This window comes from bacterium (genome assembly GCA_021372615.1).
Lineage (GTDB): Bacteria > Armatimonadota > Zipacnadia > Zipacnadales > UBA11051 > JAJFUB01.
On the sequence record JAJFUB010000012.1, the window covers coordinates 1 to 12,158 of the forward strand.

Consider the following 12,158-nt stretch of genomic DNA (forward strand, 5'->3'; position numbering starts at 1 on the left):
TTAGGGCGGGGGCTCGTCCCCCGCCGCGCCGTTCCGTGCGTGCCAGGCGCGGCGGGGTACGAGCCCCCGCCCTACCGAGGCGCGGCGGCCCCCCGGGAACAAACCGGGCCGAGCGATGTCACAGAAGGGACAACAGCGGCAGCCGGCTGGAGGCGGCTGCGGAAGCATGTGGAGGAGTTTGCTCGTGAGAAACGCAGTCCCTGTGGTAGCTGTTCTCCTGCTCATCGCCCCCCTGTCCCGTGGTGTGGCCCAGGACCGCAAGCCCTGGCTGACGCCCGGCACGCAGGCCGGACAGGAGATCTTCGGTCCCGACAATGGCAAGATGGTGTGGGTGCCCGCCGGCGAGTTCATGATGGGCTCGAACGACGGGCGCGAGGACGAGAGGCCCGTACACTCGGTCCGTCTGACCCGCGGCTTCTGGCTGGGCAAGTGCGAAGTGACCGTGCAGCAGTGGCTGCATTACTGCAAGGTCGCCAAGGTGGTGCTCGGGGCCGAGATCATCACCCCGCTCGAGCACCCCATGTCTGGCGTCAGTTGGAACGATGTCACGGCCTACTGCCGCTTCTACGGCATGGCCCTGCCGACCGAGGCGCAGTGGGAATGGGCCGCCCGCGGGCCCGAGGAGCGCAAGTACCCCTGGGGTAACCAGTGGAACGCGGACCTGTGCTGCAACAACGACAACCCGGGGCCGAACGGCTTTACCTCCCCGGTCGGCAGCTTCCCGAGGGGGGCGAGCTGGTGCGGGGCGCTGGACATGGCGGGGAACTTGGCCGAATGGGTCCAGGACTGGTACAGCAAGACGTACTACGCGACCTCGCCCGGCGTGGACCCGCAGGGGCCGGCGACGGGCACGGAGAAGGTGTGGCGGGGTGGGTACTGCTGGGGCGATGCCGACGAGTGCCGCAGTGCCAGCCGGTTCGCCAGTGAACCCGACAACGACGGCGGCTCCGGCTGCCTGCGAGCGTGCTACGTGCCGTAGCCGGTCGCGCCAGCCGGTTCGTTCCCGGGCCCGTGGACGGCGCGGGCCTGCAGGGCGGGGGCCTGTACCCCGCTCCGACGTCCGTCGCGGGCCTGGCCGTTGGTGGCGGTTCGAGGACGAACCCGCCTGCGCGGCAGCCCTATCGCCCCAAGGGGAGGACTACAAGTGCGACCCGAACTGCTCTGCCTGCTTTCCGTAGCGCTCGGCTTGGCGGCGATGGCGGCCCCGGCACAGCCGTTGGTGCTGGTGCAGAACGGGGCCTCCAGGTACGCCATCTACCGTGCAGCGAACGCCCCGGAGCCGGTGCAGGAAGCGGCGCGCGAGCTGGCGCGAGTGGTGGAGACGGCCTGTGGCGTGAAGCTGCCGGTGGTGGACCGGCCGCAGTCGCCGATGATCTGCCTGGGGGACAATGCGGCGGTGCGGGCAGCGGGTCTGGACGTGAACGGCATCCCGGAAGAGGGCTATGTCATCACCGCACGGGACGGGAATCTGTTCATCCTCGGCCCCGACACCCCCGATGGGGAACTGACGGTCGGCGGGGGCTGCAGCCAGGGCACACTGTTCGGCGTCTATGAGTTTCTGGAGCGGTTCCTCAACGCGCGCTGGCTGATGCCGGGGGAGGTGGGGGAGGACATCCCACCCTGTCGGGACCTGCGCGTCGAGGGGCTGCCGGTGACGGGGCAGCCGGACCATCCGTACCGCTACGAGCCATACATCCAGGAGAAGCAACAGGCGGTGAAGGTGTGGACGCGGCGCCTACGGCTGGGGGAGGCGCTGCCGGATGGACGGCGGGGCTGCAGCGTCTGGATGGCCCACAACCACGTGTGGGACAAGATCCCGGGCCCGGCCGTCATCGAACAGCATCCGGAGTACGCGGCGCTTGTGGGCGGGCAGCGGGTGAAGCCGGCCGACAGGACCTACAAGTTGTGCACCACCAACCCCGGACTGATCCAGGCCTTCGCCGATGGCCTCATGGCGCGCATGGCCGAGAACCCGCAGACGCGGATGTTCACCATCTCGCCGACCGACGGGCAGGGCTGGTGCGAGTGCCCAGGCTGCACGGCGCTTGACGAGCCGATTGACGGCGAGGCCTGGCCGGGGAGCAGGATGCTGCCCCGGAACATGACGCGGCGCATCTGCACCTTCTACAACGCTGTGGCGCGCCTCGTACGGGCCAAGTACCCGGACAAGCTCCTGGGCGGCTACCTGTACTACGAGTACGCCTATCCCCCGCGCCAGCCCATGGCCATGGAGCCCAACCTGTCCTTCGTGATCGCCACGCGGGCGTACTATGGGATGACGCTGTACCGCCCTGAGTTGGCGGCCGAGTTCCCCCGGCTGATGGCCGCATGGAGCGCGCTGCTGCCGGGCCGAGTGGCGTACTATGACCTGCCCACGAAGCTCATCCACTCGCGGGTGGGCTTCATCGGCGCGCCACAACCGGCGGGAGTAACGATCTTCAAGACGATCTTCCCGGCTCTCAAGCAGCATGATATCCGGGGCATCCTGCTGTACGGGGACGAGTGGTGGGGCACCGCAGCGGCGCACAACTACCTGATCGCGAAGCTGATGTGGAACCACAGCCTCGACCCGGCGGCCGTGCGAGAGGAGTGGCTGACCCGGGCCTATGGCGCGGCCGCGGCCACGCCCATGCGTCAGCTCGATGAGCTGCTCGACACGGAGCTGAGCAAGTTCAAACAGAACCCGAACGACTGGCAGTGGCGCTTCCCTGCGGAGGCGGCAAAGCAGGTCTATGCGCCGCAGTTCGCGCAGATTGAGCGCCTGTACGCGGCGGCGCTGGCACAGGTGCAGACGCCCCGGCAGCGGGCGCGGCTGGAGATGTTCGGCGACAACTTGGTGGTGCTGCACTGGAACCTGCGGCATGCGGGACTGCTGCCCGAGCCCGAGAAGTCCAGCCTCTACCGGTCCGACGAGGCCTACGCCCGGTTCGCGGACGACAAGTGCGACAGTGTGGCTCTGATGTGCAGTGGGGCCGATCACGCGACGCGGAAGGCAAGCCTGCTGAAGGCGCATCTGGCGCCGGGGCAGTAGGCGGTGCGGAGGTCCCCCGGGGCGCGGGGCTACATGCTGTCCCAGTCGAGTGTCGCGGCGTCGAAGACCGGGCCATCCACGCAGACGCGGACGTAACCACCTGCGACGGCGGGCACGACGCAGCCCATGCACGCCCCCAGGCCGCAGCCCATCCACTGCTCCATGGAGACGAAGCACGTGACCCCGGCGACCGCGGACATGGCGGCGACCTTGGCCATCATCGCTCGCGGCCCGCAGGTGTAGACGACCTGCACGTCGCCGCGCTGCAGTTGCCCCTCCAGCAGGTCCGTCACGAGCCCCTGCTCGCCGGCCGAACCGTCCTCGGTGGCGACATAGAACTCCTCGCATCGCCCCCCGAACTCCGTCCACAGCGGCAACTGGTCGCTGTTACGGCCGCCATACAGCCCGCGCACGCGGTAGTGGGCCGTCGGGTCGGTCTGCAGCACATCGGCGAAGTAGACGAGCGGGGCGACCCCGACCCCGCCGGCGACCATGAGGATATCCCGCCCGGGCGGCGGGGGCGTGAAGCTGCTGCCGAGCGGCCCGAGCACGTCCACCAGTACGCCCTCGCGCAGGTGACACAGCAGGTCGGTGCCCCGACCCACGTTCTTGATGAGCAGTTGGATGGTGCCCTCATGCCGGTTGGGCAGCATCACCGAGAACGGTCGCCGCAGCAGCGGGTCCAGGCCGCTGCCGACGCGCACATGCGCGAACTGCCCGGGCTTGGCCTTCGCGGCGATCTCGGGGGCGTGCAGCTCCAGGACGCGGTAGTCCTGCAGTTCGGGTCGGTTGTGGAGCAGCTTGGCTTGGAGGTGGTCCATGGCCCTCTCGCGTGGGCGCGCGTGTCCTCACGCGCGCATGCAGGATCACTGCGGGGTTGCTGACTACGTGTCCTGGCCCACCACCTGTTCCTACCCCAGAACACAATGCGGGGACTCCTTGTCAGGAGTCCCCGGCGGAATCATTCGGGCCCCGAGAGGCCCGGCGGTGTACCACGTAGGGCCAGAAGGTCTCCCACGGCAGCGTGTTGACCGTATTATCGGGCTGATGCAGCGGGGAGTCAAGGCCGGATTTCCCGCCGCAGCGGGGGAGCGAGGGGTAGGCGGAATGCCGCTGGCACACAGCGCCGCGAGCAGGCGCTCTGCCCCCACAACCGACAGCTCCCCTCGCACGTGACCCGTCAGCGCCCAGGCCTCTGGAAGAGCCTGCAATGACCGCAGTAGTTTGTGCCGCCCATGTCCCCGCGATGGGGCGACTTCGTGGCCCTGGCAGCACGATGTCGGGCAACACCCGTTCCCACTATCCCCCTGCGTTGCACACTGGGCAGCCGTAGTATGCGCGCCCGTTGCACATGGGGCATGTATAGCTCTGCCTGCCGTTGCAGATTGGGCATGTATACTGGCGTGCACCGTTGCATATTGGGCAGACATAGTAGCCCTTGCCCTGGCACATGATGCAGGAACCGCCTCGTGCTCCGCAGAACTGACACCGGATGTAGCCATTGGTGCAGGACTGGCAGCGGGTGACGCCGTTCTGGCAGAAGCCGCAGGCAGTAACCCCGTTGTCGCAGAATGTGCAGCGGACGTAGCGCGAGCCACTACACGACCAACACACTGCACCGACCGAACTCGCAGACGGTGCCACCTGCCTAGTCGGGGGTTGCGCCTGAGTGGCTGGCCGCGAGGTCTGCGCGGGCGTCGTTCCGCGGTAGCCCTGAGAGGGGGGTGTCACCGGCTGGACAGGCCTTCGAGGAGACGAGGTCCGAGACGTCCCGCTCTGCGGCTCCACATGCGCCGATGAAGACGCGCCGATGACGGCGAGAGTCACAATCCCCACGACTCCTACGAAGACGATGACGCCGCAGCCGACTAAGCAGCCAAAAGGCAGGCCTATCCCCGCCATGATGCCGCTAAGAAGGCCTGCTGGCGGCGTCAGTGCTCGCGGCTCAGTCGGTCCCGGATCCGTGGGAGGCGCGGACTCGCGCGGTTCAGGCTCCTTTGGGTATGCTGGCGCGAGTCCCTCCTTCTCGCCCCCCGTTGCCGCGTCACGCTGGCGAAGCTGCCGTATGGTCCTCTGGTCTACCTTCCTTGCCATATCACACCCCCGGCTCAGGTTGGTTACGTCTTCCGGTACGCGCCACCTATGGGGAGGCCTGTGGGGTCGTGGACCCCGCAGTGGTCCCAATAACGGCGATTACGGCAATCCACGCTATGGTGAGTCCCGCGCCAACCGCCAGCGTGATCCAGATGTACCTACTGCGGACTGCAGGCTTGCTTCGCTGCTGGAACCATATGAACAACGAGATCACCCCTGCTGCTAGCAGCGGGGCGAAGTAGCACGCAAACAGGGAGAGGCCCAGGCCAGCCAGCAGTATGAAGGGTACCAATGCACACCCGACAGGCCCCCCGAGCACCAGCAACCACGGCCACCACGGTTGCGCTGCCGGCTGGGGATAGGTCGCCTGCGGCGCCACCTGAACGCCCTCGGGACACGACTGAGGGCGAACGATCGAGCCGGCTTGGGGCATGTACCCGGGGCCCGTGTGCGGCGCAGGCTTTGTGGGGAGAACCGGTGGGTAGGGGCTGGTGGGAGCAGTCCCCGGTGCAGCCGGGGACCCGTCATCCGGCCCAAGCTGGAGTTCGGGGTACTCGTCGTCAAGAGTGACGTCTAGGACGGCCTCGCTTGACTGCACTGCCGCTCCACATTTCGGACACTTCATGTCCAGTGGAGGTATATCAAAGCCGCACTTCTTGCAGTACACGCGCTCACCCCCTTCGGTCTGCCCTGTGACAGGCCTGTTTCGGCGGCATGACTCTTCTACAGCGCCTTCCCCAGCCCCTTCCCCGCCAACACCCGTTTGACGATGCCGGCCACGCGCTGGCGTGCTTCGTCGAGCTTGTCGCGCGCCACCAGCGTCTCCGCCCGGCTCCGCGCGACCAGCTTGTCCAGCCGCCGCTGCAGCTTGCGGACCTCGTCCGGGCCGGTGCTGCCCAGGCTGCGCTGCCGCTGCAGGCACGCCTGCGGGTCCACGACGCTGACGATCTCCTCCAGCGTCAGGTCCTGGCCGTGCCGCAGCAGGACCTCCTGCACCGCCTCGTGGTCGTCCAGCGTCAGGCCCTCGTTGATGAGGGTCGCCACCAGCGAGCCGACGATCTCATGGCACGTGCGGAAGGGCAGGCCGCGCTCGGCCACCAGGAAGTTCGCCAGCTCCGTGGCGGTGGCGAAGTTCTGCCCCACCATCTGGCGCATCCGGTCGGTGTTGAAGGTGACGGTGTCCACCATCGCCTTGACGGCCAGCAGCGTCAGCTCCAGCGTGTCGAGCGCCTCCCACAGGGGGGGCTTGTCCTCCTGCAGGTCGCGGTTGTAGCCGCTGGGCAGGCCCTTCATCAGCGTCAGGATCTGCATGAGTCGGCCGTACACGATGCCCACCTTGCCGCGCGTCAGTTCGGCGATGCAGGGATTCTTCTTCTGCGGCATGATGGAGCTGCCGGAGGCGTAGGCGTCGTCCATCTCCAGGATGCGGTACTCCCACGTGGACCAGACGACGAACTCCTCGGCCAGCTTGGAGAGGTTGGCCATGAGGATCGCCAGCGCCGCAATGGCCTCGGCGACGAAGTCGCGCGAGCCGACGCAGTCGAGCGCGTGCTCCTGCACGGCGTCGAAGCCCAGCAGGTCGGCCGACAGCTTGCGGTCGGTGGGGAAGCTGGTGCCCGCCAGCGCCGCCGCGCCCAGGGGGCTGGTGTTGGTGTGCTTGTAGGCCGCCGCCAGCCGCTCCTGGTCGCGGCTGAGCATGCTGACATAGCTCGTCAGCCAGAACGACAGCGAGATGGGCTGGGCGTGCTGGGTGTGCGTGTAGCCGGGCATGACGGTCTCTTCCTGCCCGTGCGCGCGCTGCAGCAGCGCCTCCTGCAGGTCCGCCAGCTTGTCGCGGATGTCCAGCAGCCGGGTGCGCAGGTGCAGCTTGCAGTCGGTCACGACCTGGTCGTTGCGCGAGCGGGCCGTGTGCAGCCGCCCGCCGAACTCCGGCCCGGCGCCCTGCCGCAGGTACGTCTCCACATTCATGTGGACGTCCTCCAGCTCGGGCCGCAGCTCGAAGGAGCCGTCCTCCCAGGCCGCGCGGGCCTGCTCCAACCACTTGAGGATCTCGCGCAGGTCCTCCTCGCTGATGATCTCGCAGGCCGTCAGCATGATGGCGTGGGCTTCGCTGCCCCAGATGTCCTCGGCCACCATGCGGCCGTCGGCAGCGGTGGACTCGCTGAAGCTCAGGGCGATGTCCGCCAGATCGGCGGCGAACCGTCCGCCCCACAGCTTCTCGGATTTGTTGGCCATGTCAGTCTCCAGTTACGAAAACGCGGACCGGCGCCGGCCCGCGTTCGTGACATTCAGGATGGCGCATCCTACCCCTCGACGATCCACTGCTCCTCGTCGAAGAACCATTTCCCCGTGTCGTCCAGGAACTCCTGTGTCTCGCTCAGCAGCTTCAGGTGCATCTTCTCGGCCTTGACCAGCGTCGCGAAGAACGCCCTGGCGTTCGGGTCGGTGGCCTTGCTCAGGGCCTCGGTGTAGAACTCGACACTCTCGCCCTCGGCGGCGATGCCGGCGTCGTAGACCTCGGTGAGGCCCGCGTCGGCGGCGCCGGCCTGTGCGATCTGGGCCGTAGCCTGGGCGAAGATGGCCTTGATGGCGTCGCGCATGTCGGCGCTGACACCGAGTTCGGCCGGCGGCGGCCAGCCCTCGTTGGCGACCTGCCTGTCGTAGTAGGCCTTCAGGTAGCGCTCGTGGGCAGCCTCCTGCTCGGCGAGGGCGGTGAAGGTGGCCCGGGCGAGAGCATGGTGTGTCTGCGCCGCCGCTTGGGCATATGCCGCCCCGCGCAGGTGCTCCTTCTCCACGCCCAGTTTCAGGATGTCGAGGACATCGTCCATGAGCTTGGCGCCTCCTTCGGGTTGGTCAGGTGCGGATGCCGGCTCCGCCTACTCCTTCACATACGGCATGCCGCGGTGGCCGAGGATCTGGTACTGGAAGCCGTGGATCTTCACGGCCGGCCCGCTCTCGGGCTGCTTCCACTCGATCCGCACCTCGCCCGGCTCCTTGGGGCGCTCGACGATGGCCCGCAGCTCCGGCCGGAACAGGCGGCTGTCGCTCTCGCGGCTCAGGATGTTGATGTTGCCCTTGTAGATCTCCACCTCGTACTTGGCGTTGACCGCCCACTGCGACGACTTCAGGAACGCCGCGCAGTCCTCGGTGACGGGGTGGTACCAACCGCCGTGGTAGACCATGTAGGCCCACTGGCGCTCGATGAGGGGCTTGAACTGGATCTGCTCCTTGCTCAGGCAGAGCTGCTCGGCGTCCTGGTGGAGGGCGAGGAGGAACTTGGCGGCCGGGGCCTCGTACACCTCGCGGCTCTTCAGGCCGATCATGCCATCCTCGAACATGTCAATCTTGCCGATGGCGTTCTCGCCGCACACGGCGTTGAGGTAGTGGATGATCTCGGCCAGGTCGGTCTTGCCGTCCACGTTGGCGGGCAGGCCCTCCTTGAACTCCACGGTCAGGCGGCGCGGCTCGTCGGGCGCGTTCTGGGGGAACTTGTACCACAGGTAGTCGTCCTGCGGGATGACCATCTTGAGGTTCGACACCTCGCCCGAGCCGATCGAGCGACACCACATGGTCAGGTCGTCGCCGATGCCGGCCTTGAAGGGGATGCCGTACTCGGCCGACAGCTTCTTCTCGTCCTCGCGGGTGAAGTCGAAGTCGCGCACCGGGACGATGATGGTGCAGTCGGGCGCGAAGAGCGAGAAGACGTTGTGCATGCGGAACTGGTCGTTGCCCTTGCCCGTGGAGCCCTCACAGATGGCGTCGCAGCCCTGCGCGACAGCGAACTCGGCGACCTTGCGGGCGATGAGCTGGCGGGTCATCGAGGTCGAGACCGGGTAGCCCTCGTAGCTGGAGTTGGCGTAGAGGGCGCGAGTGATGAAGTTGTTGACGAACTCCTGCTCGCACTCCATGTAGTGCCAGGGCACGCCGATCAGCTCGGCCTTGGAGCGGCACATCTCGATCTCTTCGTCGGTGAGGCCGACATTGACGGTGCAGGCGAGGACTTCCTCGCAGCCGTAGTACTCGGTGAGTAGCTTGAGCGCCAGGGCGGAATCCAGCCCGCCCGAATAGGCGACGGCGCATTTCTTCACTTGGGGGATCTCAATGCAGAACTTGCCGGAAAGGTCCATTTCAGTCTCCTTAAGCGGTTACACACTCTTGATGAAGTCAATCAGTGGCTGCCAGGCCTCGTGGTTCATGTCCCAGCAGTGGGCGTCAAACGCCTGGCCGATCTGAATTGTGGCATCCTCGCGCGAGGCGAGGAACGCATGGATTCTGGTCTTGCTCGGGTTGGGGTCGAGGGTCAGCCTGCCCTCTGCCGCTCTGGTCGCGAGACACGCTGCGTAGTCGTCTACGCACTTGCGGGCGGGGTCGTCGCTGACACAGGCCAGACAGATGTCCTCGAAACAGCCCGGGTCTCGGTCGTTCGGCAGGATGAAGTGGTTGATGCGGCGCTCGCCGTCCTCCGGGAAGCCAGCATTGCGGATCGCGGCGACGACGCTCTGACTTGCCGCCTCGACTCCCTGTGCCTCCGCATCGCGCACGATACCCATGGACGTGATGTAGTCGAAGCCCGTCACAGCCCCATCAGCCAGTGACTTCAGGGCCGCGGCCAGCTTCTCGTTGCCTCCGAAGCTCCGCACGTCAACGTCGGCTATCCCCAACGTCGGCAGCACTCGAACGAGCAGGTGCCACTCATCTTGGCCCTCGACGAGGAGAAGCCTGGACCTCTCGCTCGTGAACGGGTGGCGCAGTTCCCACTGATTGATGGCCGCCCCCCCTGCCATCAGCGCACCTCAAACCCGAGTTCGAGGGCGGTGCCCAATGACTCGTGCCCGAAGTCGTGGCTCCTAACGATCCCGTCGGGACCCCGCTCCAGCCGGTGCATGGAGAAGTCCTCGGGATGGTCCGCGAAGGCCTCGTGGGCGGCGACCATGCACTCGTAGCTGTGGGTGGTGGCGAAGAGCTGAACGCCGAACTCGAGCGCAGCAGATCCCATGGCGCTCCATACCTTGTGCTGTATCGAGTAGTGGAGGCCAGTGTCAATCTCATCCACGGCGAGCACGCCCTGTTCAGCCGCGAAGCTTGCCAGCACCATGCTGAGCATGCGTGCGGCTCCGCTACCGAGATGCCCCAGCGGCATCAGGCGGGTACTGCCTGCGAGGCGGACGAAGATGCCAGCCCCGGCGCCGGTGTCCAACAGTTCCAGCCCGGCCACGCGTTCATCGACTGCGCGCATCGCCTCCACAACCCCGTCTCGCTTGCCTGACTGTATTGCCTCGGTGAGACGTGCCGGATCGGCGGCCAAGCCAACGACATCTTGCACCGCGATGAACTGGCTCGGGCGGTTCGCAGCCGGCTCGTCGAATTGCACCCCGACCAACCGGCTCGGGTTACTTCGCTGCAGTACACCTATTGCAGCGCCACTACGTGGTGTGGCGGCGGGTCCCGTCCTCAGCTCCATGCGCACTAGGTCGGGCGCCATGCCAGCCAGAGGCGCCACAAGTGGACGCATCTCCTCGTCCGTCTCGGGCGGCACATGCAGGTCAACGCCACGGCCTTCAGTCAGGGAGACGGTGGTCCTGCCAGCCATCTCAACGACGACGCTGGCCACTTCCCGCCGAGTCGCGGACTGGGCTGAGATGGTGATGGGGTGGCTGGCGTCGAAGTCGCGGAAGAGGCCCTCGAATAGGCTGATGGTCTTGCCACCGGCGACTGGAGCCTTGCGCAGCTTCTCCAGGTCTCTGGGCGTCTGCATGCGCGGCGCATCGGCCAGGATCGCAACAGCCTCCAATACTGCCGTCTTCCCGACGTTGTTCTCCCCCACAACCAGGTTCACTCGCGTGAGTTCGTCCACGGTCAGGTCCGCGAAGCCGCGGAAGTTCTGGATTCTCACTGACTCGTACAACGAACTCGCCTCCTCGGCCTACAACCCCATCTCGCAGTATGCGCAGGTGCGCTGGCCCTTGTGCTCGTGGCACAGCGGCGGCAGATGCGCCTCGGTGCTCGTGATGCACTTGGGGTTGGTGCAATGTTGGTCGCTCGCGGTTGGCGCGGGCGCGGGCGGGGCGTCCTCGACGCACTTGCCCTCCTTGTACACGCCCAGCAGCAGCGCGATGAGCGCCATGCGGACGGGCACGCCACCGGCGGCCTGGCGGAAGTAGGCTGCACGCCTGTCCACATCCACGCCGGGGTCAATCTCGTCCACCCGCGGCAGTGGATGCAACACGCGCAAGCCCTCCTTCCCTGAAGTCATCAACTCCGGCGTCAAGTTGCAGCAGCCCTTGACCGCCAGATAGGCCTCTTCCGAAGGGAAGCGCTCGCGCTGAATGCGCGTCATGTAGAGCACGTCCACCTCCGCGATCGCGCCTGCCAGGTCGTCCGTCTCGGTCGCCGTGCGGCCCGCCGCCCGGACCTGCTGCAGCACGCCCTCGGGCATCCGCAGCGCCTCGGGCGAGATGCAGACGACGTCCGAGCCGAAGTGCGCCATGACCGGGGCCAGCGAGTGCACGGTGCGCCCGTACTTCAGATCGCCGGCCAGGCCCACCTTCAGCCCCGAGAGCGTGCCCAGCTCGCGGCGGATCGTGAACAGGTCCGTCAGCGTCTGCGTCGGGTGCTCGCGGGCGCCGTCGCCGGCGTTGATGACCGGCTTGTCGGCATAGTCGGCCACCACGCGCGCGGCCCCCGCCAGCGGATGGCGGACGACGATGATGTCGGCATAGGCGCTGACCATGCGCGCCGTGTCGGCCAGGGACTCGCCCTTGGCGATCGAGCTGGACGAGGGCTCGGCGAAGCCGAGGGTCTGGCCCCCGAGACGGAGCATGGCCGACTCGAAGGACAGGCGCGTGCGGGTGCTGGGCTCAAAGAAGAGCGTCGCCAGGATGCTGTCGAGCGGGTCCAGGGGCGAGCGCGGGCCGCCGTCGAAGCCAATGGCCTCGGCCATCCGCTCGGCGACATCCAGCACGCACAGGATCTGCGCGCGGCCGAAGTCGGACAGGGATACGAGGTCTCGGCCCTTCAGTGACACGTGGCGGCC

General features: G+C 67.1%; 8 protein-coding genes and 1 pseudogene. 2 read left to right on the forward strand and 7 right to left on the reverse strand.

Annotated elements, in window-relative coordinates; translation table 11 throughout:
* The first annotated feature begins 184 nt into the window (after positions 1 to 184).
* Both LLH23_00995 and LLH23_01000 read left to right on the forward strand, forming a co-directional pair.
* Positions 185 to 979, forward strand: a complete 795-nt coding sequence (locus LLH23_00995) for a formylglycine-generating enzyme family protein (protein ID MCE5237053.1) — start codon at positions 185 to 187, stop codon at positions 977 to 979.
* A 165-nt stretch (positions 980 to 1,144) separates the two neighbouring features.
* Entirely contained in the window at positions 1,145 to 3,031 is a 1,887-nt protein-coding gene (locus LLH23_01000) for a DUF4838 domain-containing protein (protein MCE5237054.1), read from the forward strand.
* Between the two features lie 29 nt (positions 3,032 to 3,060).
* Here the strand turns inward: LLH23_01000 and LLH23_01005 are convergent, their stop codons facing one another.
* The 7 genes and pseudogenes from LLH23_01005 to pyrB form a co-directional block, all read right to left on the reverse strand.
* Entirely contained in the window at positions 3,061 to 3,852 is a 792-nt protein-coding gene (locus LLH23_01005) for a dihydroorotate dehydrogenase electron transfer subunit (protein MCE5237055.1), read from the reverse strand.
* 1,996 nt (positions 3,853 to 5,848) lie between these two features.
* The gene (argH, locus tag LLH23_01010; protein MCE5237056.1) at positions 5,849 to 7,360 is read right to left on the reverse strand and encodes an argininosuccinate lyase; all 1,512 of its coding nucleotides are present in this window, start codon (positions 7,358 to 7,360) and stop codon (positions 5,849 to 5,851) included.
* A gap of 68 nt (positions 7,361 to 7,428) precedes the next feature.
* Positions 7,429 to 7,953, reverse strand: coding sequence for a hypothetical protein (locus tag LLH23_01015; GenBank protein ID MCE5237057.1), 525 nt, complete (start codon positions 7,951 to 7,953; stop codon positions 7,429 to 7,431).
* Positions 7,954 to 8,001: 48 nt separating this feature from the next.
* Positions 8,002 to 9,252: an argininosuccinate synthase gene (gene argG, locus LLH23_01020; GenBank protein ID MCE5237058.1), complete on the reverse strand. Its 1,251-nt coding sequence runs from the start codon at positions 9,250 to 9,252 to the stop codon at positions 8,002 to 8,004.
* An 18-nt stretch (positions 9,253 to 9,270) separates the two neighbouring features.
* Entirely contained in the window at positions 9,271 to 9,909 is a 639-nt protein-coding gene (locus tag LLH23_01025) for a hypothetical protein (GenBank protein MCE5237059.1), read from the reverse strand.
* The gene (locus LLH23_01030; GenBank protein MCE5237060.1) at positions 9,909 to 11,030 is read right to left on the reverse strand and encodes an AAA family ATPase; all 1,122 of its coding nucleotides are present in this window, start codon (positions 11,028 to 11,030) and stop codon (positions 9,909 to 9,911) included. The genes LLH23_01025 and LLH23_01030 overlap by 1 nt, the downstream gene beginning before the upstream one ends.
* 189 nt (positions 11,031 to 11,219) lie before the next feature.
* A pseudogene (pyrB, locus tag LLH23_01035) lies at positions 11,220 to 12,149 on the reverse strand (aspartate carbamoyltransferase).
* Positions 12,150 to 12,158: the final 9 nt, after the last annotated feature.